A 21827-nucleotide genomic window follows, 5' to 3' on the forward strand; every position below is an offset into this window, starting at 1 on the left:
TGTAAATACTTTAACAAAATCCCAATAAAAATGAAAAAAACTTTACTTGTATTAAGTATTTCTGTTCTTTCATTAATGCAAATGAATGCACAGAAAAAAGTTTGGACGAAGGTTGAAAGTATTGAAGGAATAAGAATTCACAAAAATGTAACTCGTGAAAGCTTTCCTAAAAAATACTTATTATTCAATCTTGACTTTCAAGCCATTAAACAAAGCCTACTTACAGCTGAAGACAGATTTAAACTAGATGCTAAAAGTGCTGTAATTGAATTACCTACTTCTAGTGGTAAAATTGAAAAATTTAGAATGTTTGAAGCTTCTAATTTTGAACCTGACTTACAAGCTCAATTCCCAGAAATAAGAGCTTACGCAGGAATTGGAATAGACAATCCTTCACTTCAAGTTAGATTAAGTATTAGCCCCCAAGGAATACAAACCATGATCATGAGTGCTAACAAACCTAATGACTACATGGAAGTGTATTCTACCGATGGTAGCATTTATGCTGTTTACAGCAAAACAGACACTAATATAGTACGTTCATTTAGATGTTCAACACCTGATGAAGTTGTTGAAGCAAACTTAAAAGAACTTGGTAAAAGCTATGCTGCTAGATTCAATGATGCCAAATATAGAACTTTCAAAGCGGCTCAATCTTGTACAGCAGAGTATTCAAATTATTTTGGAGCTACAAGTTCTGCTCAAGTTGGATTAGTTTTAGCAGCTTTCAACAACACTTACACCAGAGTAAATGGTGTCTTTGAAAGAGATTTTGCTATTCATTTGAACTTAATATCTCAATCACAAAATGTAATTTTCTACAATCCAACAACAGACCCGTACTCAGACTCTGCAACGGGCTCAACTGGAGCTTGGAATACTGAATTACAAAACACACTTAGTACTTCTTTGACTGGTCCATCTACTACATTGTCTGCAAATAATGCCGCTTATGACATAGGTCATTTATTTGGTGCAGATGGTGGTGGTGGTAATGCTGGTTGTATTGGTTGTGTTTGTACAAACGACACTTCAAGTACCGCAGATAAAAACAAAGGTAGTGGATTTACTTCTCCTGGGGATGGTATTCCATCTGGAGATAATTTCGACATTGATTATGTAGTACACGAAATGGGACATCAATTAGGTGGAAATCACTCTTTTACTCATACAACAGAAGACAATCCAACAAATTATGAAGTGGGTTCAGGTGTAACTATTATGGGATATGCTGGTATCACAAGCTATGATGTTGCTGCCCATTCTATAGAAACTTTCCACGCAGGAAGTATTGCTCAAATTCAAGCAAATATATCAACTAAAACATGTGATGTTGAAACTTCAATAACACACGGCGTACCAGTTGCAAATGCTGGAAGTGATTATTCAATTCCATTTAGTACACCTTTTACTTTAACTGGATCAGCTACCGATACTGGTGGAGGTTCGTTGACTTATCAATGGGAACAATTTGATCAAGTTGATGGCACTACTTACCTAACAACTGGATCACCTGCATCAACAACAAAAGCTGGCGGACCAAACTTCAGAACCTATCTACCTACTAGCACCCCCTCTAGGACGTTTCCTAATTGGACAAGTGTATTAAACCTAAGCGCTACAACACAAGGTGCAGATATTGTTGTTGAAGCATTAAGTTCTGTAGTAAGAACATTAAATTTCAGACTTACAGTTAGAGATAACGTTGTAACAGGAGGTCAAACTGGATTTGATGATATGGTTGTTAATGTAGTTAACAAAACCCCTCTTACTGTTACAGTTGCCGCAAGCACAACTTACCCTGTTGGTTCCACTCAAACAGTAGTTTGGACAGGTGCAACTGGAACATCAGGACATAACACCATAGCAGGAGCTACTAATGTTGATATTTCATTCTCTGCTGACAATGGGCTAACTTGGACAACATTACTTACTGGAACTCCTAATGACGGATCACAAGCAGTAACATTACCTGCTGGAGTAAGTGGTGCTTATTGTAGATTTATGGTAAAAGCGAGTGCTAATATATTCTTTAATGTTTCAAGAGCCTTTGCCGTAGGAAATTATACTTACCAAGCTCAAAATGTTTGTACTGATTACCCTTTCACGTTGAATTCTGCTATATCTGAAAGTGCCGATAATACATACCCAGGTATTTCGCTAACTATTACTGATTCATACACTATTACTGATGCTAATTTTTACGCAAGTGTAACGCATCCAGAAATTGGCCAATTTAACTTATTAATTATGGCTCCATGGCAAACCGCATTAAATACAGCATTGTGGTATAACCAAACTACTTGTACTAGTGCTAATTTAAACAAATGGTTTGACACAGCTGGATCTGCAGTAAACTGTGCTAATACTAATACTACTGGGGCATTCTTACCGTTTTCTGTAACAAACATTAATAACTACAATACGAACAATAGTGCTGGGGCTTGGAAGTTTTATTTCAAAGATTCTGTTGAAGATGGAAATAATTTCTCAGCTACTTTAAATTCTATTACAATTCAACTTTGTAGGAGTGAATTACTTCCTGTATTAGTTTCAGATTCATTTAATTCAATTGATGACTTAACTATATATCCTAATCCTAACAATGGAACTTTTACAATTAATTTCCAATCTGAATCAGATAGAACGGACATTAATATTCATGACATTAGAGGAAGAAAAGTATTTAATAAATCATTCGAAAACAATGGTCTATTCAATCAGAACATTTCATTAAACAATGTTCAATCTGGAATTTATTTAGTAACTATTCAAGATGGTGCTAGAAAAATTACTAAGAAAATTGTAATTGAATAAATCTTGATTGAAAATAAACTAAAAGTCCCGATTTAATCGGGACTTTTTATTTATTTACCATTAAACTGATTCATTGTATTATTCAAACCAGCTAAAGCAAAAGATTTAATAATATCTGAGGCAACTTCTAAGCGTTCTTTCAGCTTCTCCTTCTCTTGATCATCCCACTCTCCAAGAACATAATCAATCTGCTGACCTTTTTTAAATGCATCACTTATACCAAACCTGAACCTAGGATATTCAACAGTATTTAACAATAATTGAATATTTTTAAGCCCATTATGCCCACCATCAGAACCTTTCCCTTTTAATCGAATACTTCCAAATGGAAGATTCAAATCATCCGTTATAATCAGAACATTTTCCTTACTAATATTCTCTTTGTCCATCCAATATTTAACAGCTTTACCACTTAGGTTCATATAGGTATTAGGTTTTAGTAAAAAAAGAGTTCTCCCTTTTATTTTATATTCTGCCAGATCACCTAATTTCAATGTCTGGAAAGCAATAGACTCTTTATTCGCAAAATAATCAAGTATCTTAAAGCCAATATTGTGACGAGTATTCACATACTCTGTTCCGATATTACCTAAACCAACAATTAAAAATTTTTTCATATTCGCCAATTTAATTAAAAAAACAAAAATAAAAAAGGCTGAATATAATTTCAGCCTTTTTATACTATATATTTAAAGATTTTGCTTAAAATCTTCCTCTATTATCATCAATTTTCGCTCTATCTCTTAAAGCTTGAATTACTCTATATGGTGCCCCTCCTTTTGATTGTTGAGACAACTGATCTATTTGTGCATTGAAATCTTTAACAGCTGGAGCTTTAGAAAACAATTTAGTTCTAACCATATAAACACCCATATTACCATCAATTAATTTAGATGTTTTATTTGGAGCTAAACCAATTGCCGTTCCTACAACTTTAGGCTCAAAACCGATATTTGGTAACACTGGATTACCTAAACTTAAAGCAATTGCAGGTGTAATTGTCGCCCCAGTAGATTTAGCAATTGCGTCTAAAGAAGTTCCATTCATTTTCTTTCTAATAATTTCAGCTTTCTTCTCGTTCTTGATTAATGGCTCAACTGATTGTTTTGCAATATCTAATGGTAACAATCCGTTATCGTTTTTAGCTTTCAAACTAACCACTGCAAAACCTACATTAGGAATATCAAATCTTTTAACATTACCTTCTTTAGTATCATCATTAAATGCCCAAGAAACAATTTGTCTTTGTACACCTAAACCATTAATGTTTTCATCATATGCTCTAACACTAGCTGGAGGAGCAACTTTTAGACCTGAAGTTTTAGCTGCTTTCTCAATTCCGCTAGTAGTAGCTTCTGCTTCAAACTTATTAGCCTTATCATAATTAGCATTCTCAGTTTTCTCAGATGGTTGAATTTTTAAAGCTACAGTACCTAATGCTACTGCATCATATTTAGCCTCTACTCTCATTACATGAAAACCAAAGTCTGTTTCAACAACAGCCATTTTACCAACTGGGTTGTTAAATAAGAAATCATTAAAAGGTTTAACCATTTGTCCAGGCGCTACATTATCATAAACACCTCCATTTTGCTTTGAACCCTGATCATCGGAGTTAATCATTGCTAACATAGCAAAGTTTCCAGGATTAGCTTGTACTTGTGCCAATAAATTATTTGCTTTAGCCTTAGCTTCCTCTTTTGTTAATTTAACTGTTGGAGCAGCAGATGAAGCTCCTTTATAAGCAACTAAAATATGACTAACTTTTGCATTAGCATTTCCCTTTCTACCTACTAATCTTGTTAATTTATAATACCCTCCTTCGATGTAAGGCCCGTAAACTTGACCTGGAGCTAAATTGAATAATTGTTCTCCAAATTCAGGTGATAAGTCTTTTTTAGCTACATAAGTTGAATCAAATTTCAAATCTGAATTAGCATTAACAAACTCAGCAATATTTTTAGCACCTCCAAAACCAGATAAAGTATCATTTTTACCTGTTTTAGTGTTATAAACAACCCCACCTTTCAATAAACCATCAATTTTTGTTTTAATAGCTTGCTCATCTTCTTTAGAAGGTTTATTGTCAATCACTACAAATTCTAGCGTTCTAGTGTTGTCATACTTGTATTTCTTTGGATTCTTTTTCATATAAGCAATAATTTCCTCATCAGAAACTTTTACTTGGTCGTCACTAACCGTAGAATAAGCAACAGATACAAAGTCAAAATCAACTTTATTAGTTTCTCTCTCGTATTTTACTTTACCTTCAACTTTTGTAGTGTACACACTTGATTTGATTAATGTGCTGTAGATTTGTTCTTTAGCATAATCTTGAATATCAGTTTCAAAAGCTAACCATTGTTGCCAAGCCGCTTGATCTTGAGAGTTTTGTAATGTTTTTACATATTCTTCAAACTTCTTTTCATCAAACTTACCTGCAGCATTCAAAAATTGAGGTGCCTGAGAGTATTGTGGGTGATTTTTAATTACACCCATAATTTGATCTTTCCCTAAAGTAAGACCAATTTTGTCGTATTGTTCATTTAAAAGTACTTTTCTAACTTCTTGCTCCCAAACATTATTGATTGCTTGAGTAGTAGTCATACCTTGTTGTTGTTTTTCAGCATTACTAACTTTTTGCATGAATTCTTGGTAGTCAATATCAGTTCCGTTTATTGAACCAACTTTGTTAGAATTTCCACTAAATCCACCACTTTTAATCACATCTGCAAGTACAAATGAAAATAATGCTAACGCAATAATTAGGATTAGCAAAATAGAACGTTGTCTAATTTTTGATAAAATTGCCATTTTTATTTTGATTATTTTTATTCAGAGGGCGAAAATACAATTATCTATTTAATAATAAAATAGTAATGTATTTTTTTATTGCTTTTTTTGTCGATTTTCGATTCTTTTAATAAAATTTCTTCTAATTAAGAACATTATAACTAGTACAACAGAAATAAAAAGTTGTATGATATATGCCTCTTTTGAAAAAAACTTATAAGCTGCACTAATTAAGAAGACAACGCCTGCTAATAAATACAAATATTGAGAATATTTAAGCCACTTCATTTATTTTCTGATATTTAATCAATATTATTAATTTCACCTCTGTTATTTTGCATGTTGAAAATTTTGAAATCTTTGCTAAAATCGATTCCCTTTCCTTCTACATAACTTCCATTATTATCAATAAACTTAAAAAAATCTTCAGTAAAAAACCATTCATTCTTTTGGTCAAAATATAGCTGGTTCGTTTGCAAAACCTTCCCATCATGACTAACAATTCTTACATTGCCTTGTAAATCAATTATTTGTGTTCTTTTATAAGAATATGCTTTATCTGAATGAATTGTTGTAGTTCTATTGTTTTGATCATATAAAGTAACCAAGACACCTTTAGGAAACTCAACAAAAGGATTTTTAGCAGTAGAATAATCTAACATTTTTAAACTTTGCAATTTTGTTTTCACTCTACCAGAATCGGTATATTTTAAATTAATCGAATCCGCTTCTCCAGAAGGAACAAAAGTAGTTTTATAAATGTTTTGTACATCTTTCAAATTACTTTCACAGGAAGTAAAAATAAAGCAAAGCAAAAAGATGACCCAAAAACTAGTTTTCATTTATTATTCTAATTGTATAAATTCTTTTTAAACCATTTATCATTAAATAATAATCCAATATTCACAGAAAAATAATTCTCTTTAACCAAACCATTTGTATTGGTTCCTCTTACACCCCATTCAGCACCAATAGATAAACTTGAAAAAGAACCTGTAATAGGAAAACAAAAACCAGCACTTACTGCTTTATCTCTGATGGATGTGTTATTAATAACTAAACCTGTGTTTTCATATCTAAAACCAGCTTTATATGTAATACGCTCAAAATAACTTTTATAAGAATCATACTTTGGTATAAAAAAACCTCCAATAGCTACTTTTGATGCGTTTTTATAAGAAACATTAGTGTAGTTTTCAAATCTATTTACTTGTCCACTCGTTCCTTTAAAGGTATAATCAGCACCTAAAAACCATTTTCTATTACCAATTCCACCACCTAAACTTATCTTTGTAGGCAAAATCATTTTAGTATTTGGTAAATCAATATTTCTATTAATTGCAGCTAACTCATCTCCACTTCCATTAAAATAAATAGTAGAAATTTGTCGTAAATTTTTAGATGTTAATTTCATTTCAGGTGCAAAAGTTAAACTAGCTAAATAATTAATTTTATCATTAAGCTTTGATTTATAATTTAAACCAAAATTAAGACCAACCCCAGTAACATTGGAATTATTAATTTCTCTAGTACTGTATTGTACATTATCCAAAAACAAAACAGTTTTTGCATCAATAGATCCAAATAGATATTGAACATCCATACCAAAACTCAATTTAGAATTCAATTGATATCCTGCACCTAAATATACTTTATTTACACCACCTGACCCCGTATACCTATAAGCATAACCACCTGAGCTCAATTGATCATTAATTAATCTATACCCAACAGAACTCTGAGGTAACAGACCAAAAGAAAAACCTAACTTTTTGCTGTAAGGTATCCCAAAAACTAAATAATCAAAAGTTGTTTTTTGAGCCTTTTGAGATTCTTCACCTGAATTAAGTCTGTAAAAATTTGAAGTTCCTCCCACCTGTATACTAGTCAACATCTGGTTAGCATAAGAAGCCGGATTGAGAACATTAATATGAGTACTATCTGAATACACACTCAATCCACCTATTGCAATAATATCATTTGTTCCTTTAAATTTAGCATCACCAATGCCAAAGAAAGAATAAGGTGAAGCGGTATTTTCTTGAGAGTATATTTGACCACTAATTAGTGTAACTACTACTAATACAATTTTTTTAATCATTTTGTGAACTATATGAATGTAACTGTTGCAAACTTTTTAATAAAAAATTTTCATCGGCAAATATGGTGCTTTTTAATTGATTAGCCAAAAAATTAGCATCACCACCTGTTAAAATTACTGTTAAATCCTGATTATTAACAGAATATTTAGAAATAAAACCGTCAATTTCTAAAATCAAACCGTGAATTACGCCAACATGAATAGCTTCATTTGTATTCTTACCAATAAAATCGTCTGGCTGTTTTTTTGTTAATAACGGAAGTTTTGCCGTAAAATTATGCAAGGCCTCATAGCGAAGACGAATCCCAGGCGAGATAGCTCCTCCCCAATATTCATTATTCTCAGAAATAAAATCATAAGTCACACATGTACCCACATCAACAATTAAACATTTTTTTTGTGGAAACATCAAAGAAGCTCCAGAAGCCAACACCATTCTATCCACACCTAATGTATGCGGCGTTTCGTATAGGTTGACAAATGGGAAAGCAAAAGAAGTATCTATTTTAATCAACTGAACGTTATTTTCAATTATTTTTTCAAGTTCAGTTGTCATTTTTCCAACGGATGAATAGACAGCATGGGTAAGTTTTGGATATTTTTCAAAAATTTTTAAAATTTTTTTTTCTACCTCATCTTGAGTAAAAATTACTTTTTCAACCAATTCAACTTCTTCAAAAACAGCAAGTTTAACAAAAGAATTGCCTTTATCTATCGTAATAATCATATTGTAATTTTAGTTTAGCAAAGGTACAAAATTGATTTTTTTTATTTTTTGTTTTGGAAATAATAAAAATGGTTCTATATTTGCACCCGCAATCAGCAAGCAGTTTAGCTCAATGATTACAAGGTACCTTAGCTCAGTTGGTAGAGCAATGGACTGAAAATCCATGTGTCCCTGGTTCGATTCCTGGAGGTACCACAAAATCCCGACATAGTTCGGGATTTTTTATTTTTATACTTTAATGATGCGAAATAGAAAAGCCGACTCAATGTCGGCTTATTTTTTTATAAGTAAGGAATTATTTCATTTTTCAATCGATCGTATTCACCTTGAAGTATTAGCCCATTATCTAATAGCTTTTTATAATTTTGCAATTTCTCAAATAGTTCTTCTTTAGACAAATCTTTTAGTCCTTTTTCATGTGGAAGCTCTGCTTCAATTTCTGTATCAGGCACAACAATTGTTGGTTCTATTGGCATAATTTCAGTAAAACTCGTTACTTCTTCAGTAGGAACATCCTCAACTTCTAATAACGATACATCTTCTGCCGTAGTCATAATTTCAAAAGAATTACCTACATTCTTCAAACGATCTAACTGCTCTTTCGCGTAAGTATACAACTTTCTAGCCTGATTTTTTGGCAAATAATCAACCGTATGAGTTAAATCAGATTTTGTTGTAAAAGTAAAATCAGCACCTAGAATTCCTTCTTTAACAAAAGAACCAGCCACATCCTCCCAATCATAATCCATGAATTCCATAGATAATCCAAGATTTTTAGGTTTACACAATATAATTCGTTTATTAGTAACAACTATACTATCAGGAAATACTGTGATTGCTGGTTTTTTTTGAACAGCAATATATCCAATTTCTTCATTAGACATCAACAAATTATCTAATTTAGCCGTAATTTTCTCAATCGCCTTAGGATCTTGATCTTCGTTCAATATTTTTTTTAAATTATCTATCATATTATTTCAGTTGATGGTTTATCTGTATCAAATGTGATGCCTAAATTAATCATTTTTGAATTCCTCTCTAATTTTTTTTGGTAAATGTGCAATTACTAGTTCGTAGGAATGATTAATAAAGTATATTACTTTTTGGTCTGGCACATCTTGATTTACTAAGATTGTATTCCAATGCTTTTTATTCATGTGATAACCTTCTAACACTCCTTCAAATTCTTCGCGCCACTCAATTGCTTTTTGAGGGTCACATTTCAAGTTCAAACTAGGTCGTCCTTCTTCCCAAGAAGACAAAGAGGTTAGACAAAACATTTTTCCTGCAACCTTAAAAACTAAAGTATCTTCATCAAAGGGAAAATGTTCAGTTACCCCTTTTTTTGCCAAGCAAAATTCATATAATTGCTGGATATTCATTCTAATTTATTTTTTCAAAATTATACAATACCGGCTTACTGGGTGAAGCATCATTTTCAAATGAAACAATTTGTAAATTCAATAAATAGAGACCATCCTCAACTTTATTAGGCACATAAACAAGTTCAGTAATTGTACATTCAAAACGCGCATCTGAATTTATATTATTGACATCTTTAACATTCCAAAAGGCTTTGTGAGCCAATAATTTTCCCTCATCTTGTTCGCGATCAACACTTGGCAAATCAATCAACAAATGCTCCACGCCCATTTCTCTAATAAAATGTGCCGCTTCTTCACTTAAATAAGGCGGATTAGTATTAGAATAATTTAAATGTCTTTTTGTTTCTAAATTAGGTAATGTTCTAATTATTAAAGCTTTAGGCGATTTATCATCTATCTCATTTTGCACACATTCTTTAGTAATTATCCAATCTTTCCCACTAGCCAATGGTTGAACAGAAATCAATTGGGCCGTGAAAAAAAAAGTTTTCAACGTTTGATTTATACTATAAAAATCTTTGGTAATATGTCCCAAGCACTCCGTGTGTGTACCATGTGCGTGCGGATTAAAAAAGATATTATTAAAATTTGTCGAAGATTTACCTTCTGACACTTTTCCAATCCAATCTCCCATTTTAACAGGTGTAATTTCAGGTTGACTTTGATACCAAGCAATCGGATTCTTTTCATCAGAAGTTATAGGAAGTGAAATATCTATAGGTTTAGATAAATCAACAGTAGTATTTTCAAAAATTAGTATCATTTCAAAATTGTAATTATTCCAAATTTAACAAAAACAAATCACTAGCTATGCCATCACTTAAAAATTTTCCTTTTTTTGTTGCTGTTAAAATCCCGTTTTGTTCCTGTAAGTGTTCGGAATTAATATATTTTTTAGCTTGATTCAATAAATATAACAAATAGCGTTCCCCAAATTCCTTTTCTACCCGTTCAAGAGAAACACCCCAAATAGTTCGCAAACCTGTCATAATATATTCATTATACCTATCGGTTAGAGTTAAAGGTTCCTGTTCACTTGGTCGCTTTTTATCATGAATGGCCTTTAAGTACAATGCATTATTAGCCACATTCCAACTTCGTTCTTTTCCATTATAACTATGCGCAGAAGGCCCTACTCCCATATATTTTTTCCCTAACCAATAAGCTGTATTGTTTTTAGAAAAATAACTTGGTTTACCAAAATTTGACAATTCATAATGTATAAATCCTTCTTTTTCTAATTCTTCTATTAACAACAAAAAATGTTCTTGTGCAACTTCATCATTTGGAGCTGAAACCAGCTGCTTTTCGATTAATTTTTTCAACGCTGTTTTCGGTTCAACAGTTAAAGCGTAACTTGAAATATGAGGTACACCATACGAAAGTGCCGTTTTTACATTTTCAAGCCATTTTTCATTCGACATATTTGGTATACCGTAAATTAAATCTAAACTGATATTGTCAAAATATTGAGTAGCCGTTTGCAAACATCTTTTTGCTTCCATAGCATTATGCGCCCGATTCATCATTACCAAATCCTCCTCAAAAAAAGACTGAATTCCTATGGACAATCGATTAATTGGTGTATTAGCTAATTGTGAAATTACTTCATCCTTTAAATCATCTGGATTTGCTTCTAATGTAATTTCAGGTAAATCAACAATATTGTAATTTTCATTTATAATTTTAATTAAAAAAACAATTTCATCTATCTCTAAAACACTTGGAGTTCCACCTCCAAAATAAATTGTTTCTACTGTTTCTTTTTGAAATTCATTTTTCCTGAATATCAATTCATTAGCAATTGCTCGAATCATTTCTTCTTTCTTACGTAAAGAAGTAGAAAAATGAAAATCACAATAATGACATGCTTGTTTGCAAAACGGAATATGAATATAAATACCTGACATATTTGAGATAACTAAGTTGCCTTGAAGCACAACAGGCTGAGACAAACGTTGACTAATATTATTTTTTAACTCTATTTTCGTTTTGCTTCACAAAGGCATCCCAACCGGTATATTTTTTACCTAATTCTGGTCGGCCAGTATTGAAAAAATGACAAACTGCAGCGGCTAAACCATCAGTAGAGTCTAAATTCTTAGGTAATTCCTTTAAACCTACTAATTGTTGAAGCATTTTAGCCACTTGTTCTTTACTCGCATTTCCATTTCCTGTAATGGCCATTTTTATTTTTTTAGGCTCATATTCTGTAATCGGAATTTGGCGCGATAAACCAGCAGCCATAGCCACACCTTGCGCACGACCTAATTTGAGCATGGATTGAACATTTTTCCCAAAAAAAGGTGCTTCAATCGCTATTTCATCAGGATGATACGTATCTATTAATTCAATAGTACGCTCAAATATTTTCTGCAATTTCAAATAATGATCGTCGTATTTACTTAACAACAACTCATTCAATTGCATAAATTCCATTTTTTTATTAACAACTTTAATTAATCCAAAACCCATAATTGTTGTTCCAGGATCAATACCTAATATAATTCTTTCGTTTGCCAATTTTATTATTATTTTTGCTTACAATTCACTATAAATCTAAATGAATACCCCTCAACAGAATACACGCTAATATTGAAAGATTTTCGTTTCTTTGCAAAATGATTTCGATTTCTCACAAAGCTAAACAATATCTAACATTTTTCATTAAAGTCCTAATTGTTTGTTTAGCCTTTTATGTCATTTACGACAAGCTTATCCATAATGAACAGATGAGTTGGTCTCAATTTCAACACATTTTACAGCATAAATTTACATTAGGTTGGATCATGTTTATGCTTTTTTTGAGTTTTTTAAATCGTTTTTTAGAAATTTTAAAATGGCAAAATTTAGTTAGCATAATTGAACCCATCTCATTAAAGACGGCTTCCAAGCAAGTATTGGCTGCTTTAACAGCAGGTTTGTTTACTCCAAATGGTATAGGCGAGTACGCAGGAAAAGCACTTTATTTTTCAAAGACAGAAACCAAAAAAATTATTTTTTTAAATCTAATTTGCAATGGAATACAGCTCTTATTAACTGTTTTTTTTGGTCTAATAGGCTTACTATATTTAGGTTACTTCTATTGGGTTAGCCTACTAGTTGGACTTGTCATTTTACTAATTTTATTTTTTACACTAACCAAAAATATTAAAATTAAAGGATACTCATTCGCCGCTTTAACAACTAAAATTAAAGATATTCCAAAAAAAATTCACCAGAAAAATATTTACTTAGCTATAGGCCGATACCTCACAATTTCTCATCAATATTATTTTCTCTTGATATTATTTGGAGTTGAGCTACCTTATTTAACTGTGATAACAACCATAATTGCCGTTTATTTCATTGCTTCATCGTTGCCTTCATTCCAATTCTTAGATTTTGCTGTAAAAGGTGGTGTCGCTTTATGGTTTTTTGACAAAATTGATGTAGATGAAATTGTTATTTTATTTATTACAACATTTATGTGGTTTTTCAATGTAGTTCTTCCTGTAATCATTGGAAGTTATTTTGTTTTCACATTTAAGAAAAAGCAAAAAATTTAACCTATTTATTCAGTACAATAGGTAATTGAAATTCTGTTTTAACTGGAATACCTCGCTTAATGGCTGGATTCACTTTTGGAAAATCAGCCAAACTAAGCTGAAAAATACTATCCAATTGCATTCGGTCTAAAGTTATTGAATCGGATATAATTGGCTCAAATTTCACTTTAGAATCAGAGAAAATAGTTACTTTTACTTGTATAGAATCTAACTGAGGAAATAATTTAGCAATACTATCATCTCGTAATTTTTCTTGTAATTGAGAGGTCATCATTTGATAGAAACAATTTCTTTGATTTTCTTTATCCGAAATAGAATCACATTCTACAAAAGAGGGCCATTGATCCACTTCTTTCCAGTTGATTTTTTTTAGTTCTTGCTGCAATAATTCTTTTTCATCGGGCACTTTTTTATCAAAAAATTGGCACGACTGAAAAGAGAAAAAGACCAGTAAAACTAAAATTTTATTCATTTAGGTTTTATTTTAAAGTTCAAAAATACATAAATTATGGAATACGTTTTATTGATTTTAGGTTTTTGTTTAATAATAGTAGGAATTATTGGAAGTATACTTCCTGTACTTCCTGGATTACCTATTTCTTGGCTAGGTTTATTTTGTTTGTATTTTGTACCTACTATAACTTTTAACCATTATCTACTTGGCATAACACTGTTTTTTACTTTACTTGTAAGTATAATAGACTATATTATACCCTCTAAGGGCACGAAAAAGTTTGGAGGAACAAAATATGGTGTTTGGGGCACAAATATTGGTTTAGTTCTTGGTCTTTTTATTCCCATTCCATTTGGATTTATAATTGCTGCTTTTTTAGGAGCGTTCATAGGGGAATTAATTTACAACACTAGAGACCAGGAAAGGGCGTTTAAGGCGGCAATAGGAGCATTTGCTGGATTCTTAGCTGGCACATTTATGAAACTGTTTTATGGAATACTTTTATTGATAATTTACATTTGGTTAGTAATTCAAAATTGGGAAATTTGGTTTTAACACCAACGCAATAAGGTAAAATAAAAAAAGCTCCTCATTTCTGAAGAGCTTTTGCGGTCTGGACGGGACTCGAACCCGCGACCCCATGCGTGACAGGCATGTATTCTAACCAACTGAACTACCAAACCTTGCTTTATTGCGTTGCAAATATACTATTCTTTTCAGACTTTACAAGGGTTTCAGCGATAATTTTAGAAATAAATCTTATTTAAATTGATTATCAAGTGAGTAGCAAATTTATTTTTTGCAATAGAACATAAAACATTTAGAAACTGTCTAAAAAATAAAAAAGCCCTACCAAGTCTGGAGAGCTTTTCATTGGTCTAACTACTAAACCTTTCCCGATTTCTCGGGATAAACAACACAACTATTTTGATTTATATATAAATATAAATTAATTACTATTTAATTAAGGGGCAAAAAAGCATTTCGATTTCTCGAAATGCTTCCCTTATTTTGCGGTCTGGACGGGACTCGAACCCGCGACCCCATGCGTGACAGGCATGTATTCTAACCAACTGAACTACCAAACCTTGCTTTATTGCGAGTGCAAATATAAGACCGTTTTTTTAATCTGCAAATATTTTTCTGAAAAAAATTAAATTATTTTTTATAAAATTATCCAAATTTCTGTTTTTCAACAAGATAAGTAGTCATTATTTTTTCAAATTTCTCATCAATCGAAACAGGTACATACTTAATTCGATAAGAAGAACAGGTAGCTGCAATAGTTTGAAAATAAGACTGAACCTGTTTTTCGTAATACTTTTTTAAATTTTCGGCATATAAATTAATTTCTTCTCCCGTTTCTACATCAATGAACTTCTTTGGTGTATTATCAAAATCAAAATGAAACTCTGTTTTTGCATCATATATATGAAACAAAACTACTTTATGTTTATTATGTTTCAAATGTTGCAATGCTTTAAACAACTTTTCGTTTTCTGCTTCATCTGAAGATTGAAACATGTCTGTAAATAAAATTACCATAGAACGTCTATGAATATTCTCAGCAATTTGATGTAAGAATCTAACAGTATCTGTTTTTTTTGGACTCTTGTGATGCTCTAGTATTTGCTCCATTTGATTTAAAATCATACGATGATGACGTTCGCTTCCTTTTTCAGGAGCATAATATTCATAAGCATCAGAAAAAACACTTAACCCAACCGCATCTCGCTGTTTCTTTAACAAATTCATTAAAACCGCTGAAGCCAACACCGAAAAACCAATTTTATTTTCAAAAAACGATTGGTTATTTTTTAATTTTGGGTAATGCATAGAAGAAGAATTATCAATGATTAAATGACATCTTAAATTGGTTTCCTCTTCATAACGCTTGGTATATAAACGATCGGTTTTAGCAAATAACTTCCAATCCAAATGTTTAGTTGATTCTCCTGGATTATAGATTTTATGTTCTGCAAACTCTGCAGAAAAACCATGAAAAGGTGATTTATGCATTCCAGAAATAAATCCTTCTACAATTTGGTTAGCTAATAACTCTAAATGCTTAAAGCTTGCTATTTTTTCTATTTGCTGATCTAAATTCATATCTCAAATATAAACAAAAAGTGCGAAAAAAAAGCCCAACCTAAGTTGAGCTTTTCATTATTTATTTTAAAAATTACAATAACGCGTCTATAGCATCTGTATAAGTCTTTTTAGGCGCTACACCTACCTGTCTTCCTACAACTTCTCCATTTTGAAAAACCAACACGGTAGGAATATTTCTAACGCCATATTTTGCAGCAAATTCTTGGTTTGCATCAACATCAACCTTACCTACTACTGCTTTTCCTTCGTATTCTGTAGAGATTTCATCAATTACAGGACCAACCATTCTACAAGGACCACACCAAGCAGCCCAAAAATCAACCACAACAGGTTTATCTGATTTTAATACTACTTCTTCAAAAGTAGCATCAGTTATTGCTAAAGCCATTTTATTTTCTTTTTGTATTAGTATGATGCGAAATTATAAAATTTATTAGTTTCTGGAAATATTTTATGATTTCTTTTAATTATTTCACGATTATAAAAATTGATTAATTTAATTTAAACTTTAATTGCATTTTTTCGAGTTCTTCCAACAATTCTTTAGAAATTCCAATTTTTAATTTTCTTGATGGCATTTCAAGTTTATTTTTAATGATTAGCTCTTCGACCTCCTCTATTTGACTTTCCATGACTAAGGTCTCTGAACTTTCTTCTTCTTCAGAGATAAACTCCTCTTCTATCTCCATTTTTCGTTCAATTTGACGAGTTACTTTTTCCAACTCTAGGACTTCAAAAGTTACATTTAAGTTACCTTGATGTCCTTGAAATAGTTCATTTAACCGATGTATTAATTGTTCTTTCAAATCTTCAACTGGCATTTGAATGGTTAACTTTTTTGCAAAATCGACCAAAACATCTTGTAAATATTGAACATGTGTGAAAACAATTTTAGGGTCAGATTTTTTTCCTGTTTCTTTATTAACCCAGCCTTCCTTAATCATAACTCTAAAATAAGCAAAATTATTTTGTACTAAGAAATGTCTGAATTTTAAATACTCTTCGTCAAAAATTCGGAATTCATAAGATTCATCATAGCCATCTACTTGAAAAGTTGCCCAACCTTTACCATTTTTTGCCACTCGATGCTGAACATTGTTAACAATTCCACCAAATGAAAGATTCTTTCCTACCAATTGCTCTAATGATTTAAAAGCTTCTAATCGTGTATTGCAGAAATATTTCATTTCAAATTTAAAATCATCCAAAGGATGACCCGAAATATAAATTCCAACCACCTCTTTTTCACGAGCCAATTTCTCCATGGTATTCCAATCTTCACAAGGAGGCACTGTTGGTTCTGGAATTTGGACTTCTGCCGATTCACCAAATAAACTTACCTGTGAGGAATTTTCATTTTCTTGATACTTTGAACCATAACGAATTGCTTTTTCTAGAAACGTAATACCATCACCTTCTGTATGAAAATATTGCGCTCTATGTGTACCAACAAAGCAATCAAAACCACCTGCTAAAGCTAAATTTTCAAAAGCCTTTTTATTAGCTGCTCTCAAATCAATACGTTTTGCTAAATCAAAAATGGATTTATAGTTTCCGTCTTTTCTTTTTTCTACAATGGTATTAACTGCTCCTTCCCCAACACCTTTGATGGCTCCCATTCCAAATCGAACAGCTCCATTATCATTTACTGTAAATTTATAATAAGACTCATTCACATCTGGCCCCAAAACTTCTAGCCCCATTCGTTTGGCTTCTTCCATGAAGAACGTAACTTGTTTAATATCGTTCATATTATTTGAAAGTACAGCAGCCATATATTCAGCTGGATAATGTGCTTTCAGAAAAGCCGTTTGATAAGCCACCCATGCATAACAAGTAGAGTGTGATTTATTGAAAGCATAACTTGCAAATGCCTCCCAATCGGTCCAAATTTTATCTAATTTTTGCTCATCATGTCCATTAGCTTTAGCCTGATCAATAAATTTAGACTTCATTTTATCTAGAACATCCTTTTGCTTTTTCCCCATAGCCTTACGAAGCACATCGGCATCACCTTTAGAGAAACCAGCTAATTTTTGGGATAATAACATTACCTGTTCTTGATAAACCGTAATTCCATATGTTTCTGCCAAATATTCCTCACAAGCATCTAAATCATACACGATTGGTTCTTCTCCATTTTTACGTCGAATAAAACTCGGAATATATTCTAGTGGTCCCGGTCTGTACAAAGCATTCATTGCAATTAAATCAGCAAAAACAGTAGGCTTTAATTCCTTCATATATTTTTGCATCCCTGGAGATTCGTATTGAAATATTCCTACGGTTTCACCTCTTTGGAATAGTTCATATGTTTTTTTATCGTCTATAGGAAAAGTGTCTGGGTCTAGTTCAATTCCGTGTCTGTATTTAACTAATTTAACGGTATCTTTAATTAGAGTCAAGGTTTTAAGCCCTAAGAAGTCCATTTTCAACAAACCTGCATTTTCAGCCACTGCATTATCGAATTGGGTAACATATAAATCCGAATCTTTTGCCGTTGTAACAGGAACGAAATTAGTAATATCATCAGGTGTAATAATTACTCCACAAGCATGTATTCCAGTATTTCTTAAAGAGCCTTCTAGTACTTTAGCTTGTTGAATTGTTTCTCCAGACAGATCTTCACTTCTGGCAATTTCGATTAGTTCTTTAACACGATCAAACTCTTCAGATGATTTCAACGCTTTTTTCACATCCTCCTCGTTTTCAGAGATAAATCGAGCTAAATTCCATTTACTAGGCATCATTGCAGGTATTAACTTAGCAATTCTATCGGCTTCAAACAATGGTAAATCAAGCACACGTGCAGTATCTCTAATCGCAGATTTGGTTGCCATTTTACCATAAGTAATAATTTGTGCCACCTGATTTGATCCATATTTTCGAATCACATAGTCCATTACACGCCCCCTTCCTTCATCATCAAAATCAATATCAATATCGGGCATAGAAACACGGTCTGGATTTAGGAAACGCTCAAAAAGTAAGTCATATGCAATAGGATCAATATTCGTAATCCCTAAACAATATGCAACCGCTGAGCCTGCGGCCGAACCACGACCTGGACCTACAGAAACTCCCATTTTTCTGGCTTCAGCAATAAAATCTTGCACAATTAAAAAATAGCCTGGATAACCTGAATTACTAATTGTAAGTAATTCAAAATCCAAACGTTCTTTAATTTCAGCCGTTTTTTCAGGATTCATTGTTTCATCAGCAATTTCTGGATATCTACGTTTGGCACCTTCATAAGTTAGAAAACGTAAATAATTATTTTCACCTCTTACTCCTTTATCTAACTTATCTTCTTCTACATGGAACTCTTTTGGTATATCAAACTTTGGCAATAAAACGTCTCTAGAGAGTGAATACTCCTCTACCTTGTCTATTATTTCTTGAATAGATAAAATAGCACTTGGAATGTCTGCAAATAATGACTTCATTTCATCTGCAGACTTAAAGTAGTATTCTTGGTTAGGCAACCCGAATCGGTATCCTCTACCTCTACCTATAGGTGTTGCCTGTTTTTCTCCATCTTTTACACAAAGTAAAATATCATGTGCATTAGCATCTTCTTTAGCAATATAAAAAGTATTATTAGTAGCAACCAATTTTACATTGTGCTTTTTTGAAAATTTAATAAGTGTCTGATTAACGGCATCCTCGTCATGTTGATTATGACGCATAATTTCGATATATAAATCCTCTCCAAATTGTTCTTTCCACCACAACAACGCCTCTTCAGCTTGATTTTCACCTACATTAAGAATTTTATTTGGCACCTCTCCATACAAACTCCCTGTTAAAACAATAATATCTTCTTTAAACTTAATCACTAGTTCTTTATCAATTCTTGGAACGTAATACATTCCCTCAGTATAAGCATAAGAAGCTAACTTCGCTAAGTTATGATATCCTTTTTTATTTTTGGCCAAGAAGACAACTTGGTAACCATTATCTTTTTTAGACTTATCTAATCGATTTTCACATATATTAAACTCACAACCTACTATTGGCTTAACAATTATTTCTGTTGGTTCTTCTCCAGCCTCAATTGCTGCTTTATTTTTAGCTTCAGCGCTTTTATTATGGGTAATGATACCACTAACAAACTGGAAGGCCCCCATCATGTTACCTATATCAGTAAGAGCTACTGCAGGCATTTTATGCTTTATAGCATTATTAATAAGTGCGGGAATAGAGATTGTTGACTGTAAAACAGAAAATTGAGAATGATTATGTAAATGCGCAAACGGAACATTTGATAAATCTACAGCTTCCTCCTGACTTAATCCAACACCATCAGGTAATTGATCCTGTAATTTTTTTCTTAATTCATCTGATGCTGCTTTTAGATTTACATGTTTTAAACCAATAGGCTTAACCTCTGGATTATTTTTTCTAAAATTTACATAATATTCATCATTTACAGGAAATTCTTCATTAGAAAAATTTTCACGTTTAACCAATTCTAAAAAACATCTTGTAGTAGCTTCAACATCAGCAGTAGCATTATGAGCTTCGGCAAATTTTTCTCCAAAAAGATACTCATGTAATTCTGTTAAAGTAGGTAACTTATATCTTCCTCCTCTACCTCCTGGCAATTTTAACAATTCAGCGGTTGTTTCAGTACATGTATCTAAAACAGGTTTTTTGCTTAAGTCAGATGTTATACCCATTCGATGAAATTCACATCCCATGATATTGACATCAAAACCTACATTTTGACCAACAATATATTTTGATTTAGATAGGGCAATATTAAATTTTTCAAGAACTTCAAATAAAGAAATGCCTTCATGAGTAGCTAGTTGAGTGGAAATTCCGTGAACTCGCTCAGCGTCATAAGGGATATTAAAATCCGTTGGCTTAACCAAATAATCTTGATGCTCGATCAGATTTCCCATTTCATCATGCAATTGCCATGCAATTTGCACACAACGAGGCCAATTATCTGTATCAGAGATTGGCGCAGTCCAACTCTTTGGTAAACCAGTGGTTTCAGTATCAAAAATCAAAAACATAAATCAATTAACTTAAATAATTGGTATGTTTCAAAATTACAATTATAATGTATGATAGTCAATTTAAGTTATCAACAAAAACAAAAAACCATCTTTTAAAAAGATGGTTTTCAATATTTTATAGGTTATTTTTGAATTAATAAACAGGCACTTTATAGAAAACACCTTTGTTAAAGTTTAATACATTACCATTATCATCGGTAGCATTAAATTTCACTGTTCCTGTAAAAGTTCCATTTTCAATTTTTTGAATTTCTACTTCACCATTACTACTAGCTGTATTAACGATTTCAAAAGTTGCATCATTATTACCACCAACCGCTGTAATAATATCGCCAGGCGAATAATCAATTCCTTTAGAAGTAATTTTAGCTCCCGTTACTTTTCCATTTGGCAAAACTGTAAGTTTCAACTGCAATCCATTACCTGTACCGCCTGTTGTTTGAACAATAGCACCATTTAACGAAGCATAACCTGAACCTCCATCAACTAAACTTACTTTATTCGTTGGACCAATTTGACCAATGGTTTCATAATAATAAACAGAGCCTGAATTAGTATAAGAGTACGATGCAAAAACACCTCCATCTGTAGTACCTAAATCATACTTACCAACTGCATTAGGCACTCTTACTGAAACCACTTCAAAATCAGTATAACCATTTAATGTTATCGTTCCATCATTATTTACAGTAACTCTAGCTTCATTTGCTTTCCACAACACATTATCTTTTTCACCTTGAAAAGCTGGAGTGTTAGTTTTAATATCGTTTTCACAAGAAACAAAAATTAAAGCAAATGATAGTATAGAAAAGAATTTCTTCATTTTATTTTTATTTTTTTAAGATTCACAAATATAAATA

The 21827-nt window shown here is 32.0% G+C and carries 18 protein-coding genes and 3 tRNA genes; 4 read left to right on the forward strand and 17 right to left on the reverse strand.

Going from position 1 to position 21827, the window contains the following annotated elements:
- The first annotated feature begins 30 nt into the window (after nucleotides 1–30).
- The gene (locus QZ824_RS05845) at nucleotides 31–2817 is read left to right on the forward strand and encodes a reprolysin-like metallopeptidase (RefSeq protein ID WP_291275085.1); all 2787 of its coding nucleotides are present in this window, start codon (nucleotides 31–33) and stop codon (nucleotides 2815–2817) included.
- 50 nt (nucleotides 2818–2867) lie between these two features.
- Here QZ824_RS05845 and pth read toward each other — a convergent pair whose 3' ends face one another.
- The 5 genes from pth to QZ824_RS05870 all read right to left on the reverse strand — a co-directional run bounded on the left by pth (nucleotide 2868) and on the right by QZ824_RS05870 (nucleotide 8438).
- Entirely contained in the window at nucleotides 2868–3434 is a 567-nt protein-coding gene (gene pth, locus QZ824_RS05850; protein WP_291275086.1) for an aminoacyl-tRNA hydrolase, read from the reverse strand.
- Between the two features lie 85 nt (nucleotides 3435–3519).
- Nucleotides 3520–5631, reverse strand: coding sequence for a peptidylprolyl isomerase (locus QZ824_RS05855; RefSeq protein WP_291275087.1), 2112 nt, complete (start codon nucleotides 5629–5631; stop codon nucleotides 3520–3522).
- Between the two features lie 281 nt (nucleotides 5632–5912).
- Nucleotides 5913–6452, reverse strand: coding sequence for an LPS export ABC transporter periplasmic protein LptC (gene lptC, locus QZ824_RS05860; RefSeq protein WP_291275088.1), 540 nt, complete (start codon nucleotides 6450–6452; stop codon nucleotides 5913–5915).
- Nucleotides 6453–6460: 8 nt separating this feature from the next.
- Nucleotides 6461–7711, reverse strand: coding sequence for a hypothetical protein (locus tag QZ824_RS05865; RefSeq protein WP_291275089.1), 1251 nt, complete (start codon nucleotides 7709–7711; stop codon nucleotides 6461–6463).
- On the reverse strand, nucleotides 7704–8438 hold the full coding sequence (locus QZ824_RS05870) for a type III pantothenate kinase (protein ID WP_291275090.1): 735 nt from the start codon (nucleotides 8436–8438) through the stop codon (nucleotides 7704–7706). The genes QZ824_RS05865 and QZ824_RS05870 overlap by 8 nt, the downstream gene beginning before the upstream one ends.
- Before the next feature lie 122 nt (nucleotides 8439–8560).
- Here QZ824_RS05870 and QZ824_RS05875 point away from each other — a divergent pair.
- A tRNA-Phe gene (locus QZ824_RS05875) sits at nucleotides 8561–8633 on the forward strand.
- 86 nt (nucleotides 8634–8719) lie between these two features.
- Here the strand turns inward: QZ824_RS05875 and QZ824_RS05880 are convergent.
- Genes QZ824_RS05880 through ruvC form a run of 5 tightly spaced genes read right to left on the reverse strand, consistent with a single transcriptional unit; the run spans nucleotide 8720 to nucleotide 12346 of the window.
- Complete coding sequence (locus QZ824_RS05880) at nucleotides 8720–9409, reverse strand: PH domain-containing protein (RefSeq protein ID WP_291275091.1); 690 nt, start codon at nucleotides 9407–9409, stop codon at nucleotides 8720–8722.
- A 45-nt stretch (nucleotides 9410–9454) separates the two neighbouring features.
- Nucleotides 9455–9820, reverse strand: a complete 366-nt coding sequence (locus QZ824_RS05885; protein WP_291275092.1) for an MmcQ/YjbR family DNA-binding protein — start codon at nucleotides 9818–9820, stop codon at nucleotides 9455–9457.
- A gap of 1 nt (nucleotide 9821) precedes the next feature.
- Complete coding sequence (locus QZ824_RS05890) at nucleotides 9822–10586, reverse strand: cyclase family protein (protein ID WP_291275093.1); 765 nt, start codon at nucleotides 10584–10586, stop codon at nucleotides 9822–9824.
- A gap of 13 nt (nucleotides 10587–10599) precedes the next feature.
- Nucleotides 10600–11733 carry a radical SAM family heme chaperone HemW gene (gene hemW / locus QZ824_RS05895; protein WP_291275094.1) on the reverse strand — a complete coding sequence of 378 codons (1134 nt, stop codon included), beginning with the start codon at nucleotides 11731–11733 and terminating at the stop codon, nucleotides 10600–10602.
- A gap of 58 nt (nucleotides 11734–11791) precedes the next feature.
- Nucleotides 11792–12346, reverse strand: a complete 555-nt coding sequence (ruvC, locus tag QZ824_RS05900) for a crossover junction endodeoxyribonuclease RuvC (protein WP_291275095.1) — start codon at nucleotides 12344–12346, stop codon at nucleotides 11792–11794.
- Between the two features lie 98 nt (nucleotides 12347–12444).
- On the opposite strand from ruvC, the gene QZ824_RS05905 reads away from it, so the two are divergent.
- Nucleotides 12445–13371: a hypothetical protein gene (locus tag QZ824_RS05905; RefSeq protein WP_291275096.1), complete on the forward strand. Its 927-nt coding sequence runs from the start codon at nucleotides 12445–12447 to the stop codon at nucleotides 13369–13371.
- A 1-nt stretch (nucleotide 13372) separates the two neighbouring features.
- On the opposite strand, the gene QZ824_RS05910 is transcribed toward QZ824_RS05905, so the two are convergent.
- Nucleotides 13373–13843, reverse strand: coding sequence for a hypothetical protein (locus tag QZ824_RS05910; RefSeq protein WP_291275097.1), 471 nt, complete (start codon nucleotides 13841–13843; stop codon nucleotides 13373–13375).
- 36 nt (nucleotides 13844–13879) lie between these two features.
- Between QZ824_RS05910 and QZ824_RS05915 the strand changes: the two genes are divergently transcribed.
- Entirely contained in the window at nucleotides 13880–14380 is a 501-nt protein-coding gene (locus QZ824_RS05915) for a DUF456 domain-containing protein (RefSeq protein ID WP_291275098.1), read from the forward strand.
- 54 nt (nucleotides 14381–14434) lie between these two features.
- On the opposite strand, the gene QZ824_RS05920 is transcribed toward QZ824_RS05915, so the two are convergent.
- The 6 genes from QZ824_RS05920 to QZ824_RS05945 all read right to left on the reverse strand — a co-directional run bounded on the left by QZ824_RS05920 (nucleotide 14435) and on the right by QZ824_RS05945 (nucleotide 21790).
- Nucleotides 14435–14508: transfer RNA gene (locus QZ824_RS05920), tRNA-Asp, on the reverse strand.
- 331 nt (nucleotides 14509–14839) lie between these two features.
- Nucleotides 14840–14913, reverse strand: a tRNA-Asp gene (locus QZ824_RS05925).
- A gap of 85 nt (nucleotides 14914–14998) precedes the next feature.
- Entirely contained in the window at nucleotides 14999–15934 is a 936-nt protein-coding gene (locus tag QZ824_RS05930) for a DUF58 domain-containing protein (protein WP_291275099.1), read from the reverse strand.
- 73 nt (nucleotides 15935–16007) lie between these two features.
- Nucleotides 16008–16325, reverse strand: coding sequence for a thioredoxin (gene trxA / locus QZ824_RS05935; protein WP_291275100.1), 318 nt, complete (start codon nucleotides 16323–16325; stop codon nucleotides 16008–16010).
- A 103-nt stretch (nucleotides 16326–16428) separates the two neighbouring features.
- A complete protein-coding gene (gene dnaE / locus QZ824_RS05940; RefSeq protein WP_291275101.1) occupies nucleotides 16429–20964 on the reverse strand; it encodes a DNA polymerase III subunit alpha in 4536 nt (1511 codons plus the stop codon).
- Nucleotides 20965–21100: 136 nt separating this feature from the next.
- Nucleotides 21101–21790 carry a DUF6252 family protein gene (locus QZ824_RS05945; protein WP_291275102.1) on the reverse strand — a complete coding sequence of 230 codons (690 nt, stop codon included), beginning with the start codon at nucleotides 21788–21790 and terminating at the stop codon, nucleotides 21101–21103.
- Nucleotides 21791–21827 lie beyond the last annotated feature (37 nt).

Origin of the sequence: Flavobacterium sp., assembly GCF_021151785.1 — a bacterium.
Lineage (GTDB): Bacteria > Bacteroidota > Bacteroidia > Flavobacteriales > Flavobacteriaceae > Flavobacterium.

Coding starts and splice junctions, on each gene's coding strand:
- QZ824_RS05885 (WP_291275092.1), bottom strand. CDS start 9,820: ATGAATATCCAGCAATTATATGAATTTTGCTTGGCAAAAAAAGGGGTA.
- hemW (WP_291275094.1), bottom strand. CDS start 11,733: ATGTCAGGTATTTATATTCATATTCCGTTTTGCAAACAAGCATGTCAT.
- trxA (WP_291275100.1), bottom strand. CDS start 16,325: ATGGCTTTAGCAATAACTGATGCTACTTTTGAAGAAGTAGTATTAAAA.
- QZ824_RS05910 (WP_291275097.1), bottom strand. CDS start 13,843: ATGAATAAAATTTTAGTTTTACTGGTCTTTTTCTCTTTTCAGTCGTGC.
- lptC (WP_291275088.1), bottom strand. CDS start 6,452: ATGAAAACTAGTTTTTGGGTCATCTTTTTGCTTTGCTTTATTTTTACT.
- dnaE (WP_291275101.1), bottom strand. CDS start 20,964: ATGTTTTTGATTTTTGATACTGAAACCACTGGTTTACCAAAGAGTTGG.
- QZ824_RS05870 (WP_291275090.1), bottom strand. CDS start 8,438: ATGATTATTACGATAGATAAAGGCAATTCTTTTGTTAAACTTGCTGTT.
- QZ824_RS05855 (WP_291275087.1), bottom strand. CDS start 5,631: ATGGCAATTTTATCAAAAATTAGACAACGTTCTATTTTGCTAATCCTA.
- QZ824_RS05915 (WP_291275098.1), top strand. CDS start 13,880: ATGGAATACGTTTTATTGATTTTAGGTTTTTGTTTAATAATAGTAGGA.
- QZ824_RS05880 (WP_291275091.1), bottom strand. CDS start 9,409: ATGATAGATAATTTAAAAAAAATATTGAACGAAGATCAAGATCCTAAG.
- QZ824_RS05945 (WP_291275102.1), bottom strand. CDS start 21,790: ATGAAGAAATTCTTTTCTATACTATCATTTGCTTTAATTTTTGTTTCT.
- QZ824_RS05845 (WP_291275085.1), top strand. CDS start 31: ATGAAAAAAACTTTACTTGTATTAAGTATTTCTGTTCTTTCATTAATG.
- pth (WP_291275086.1), bottom strand. CDS start 3,434: ATGAAAAAATTTTTAATTGTTGGTTTAGGTAATATCGGAACAGAGTAT.
- QZ824_RS05890 (WP_291275093.1), bottom strand. CDS start 10,586: ATGATACTAATTTTTGAAAATACTACTGTTGATTTATCTAAACCTATA.
- QZ824_RS05930 (WP_291275099.1), bottom strand. CDS start 15,934: ATGAATTTAGATCAGCAAATAGAAAAAATAGCAAGCTTTAAGCATTTA.
- QZ824_RS05905 (WP_291275096.1), top strand. CDS start 12,445: ATGATTTCGATTTCTCACAAAGCTAAACAATATCTAACATTTTTCATT.
- QZ824_RS05865 (WP_291275089.1), bottom strand. CDS start 7,711: ATGATTAAAAAAATTGTATTAGTAGTAGTTACACTAATTAGTGGTCAA.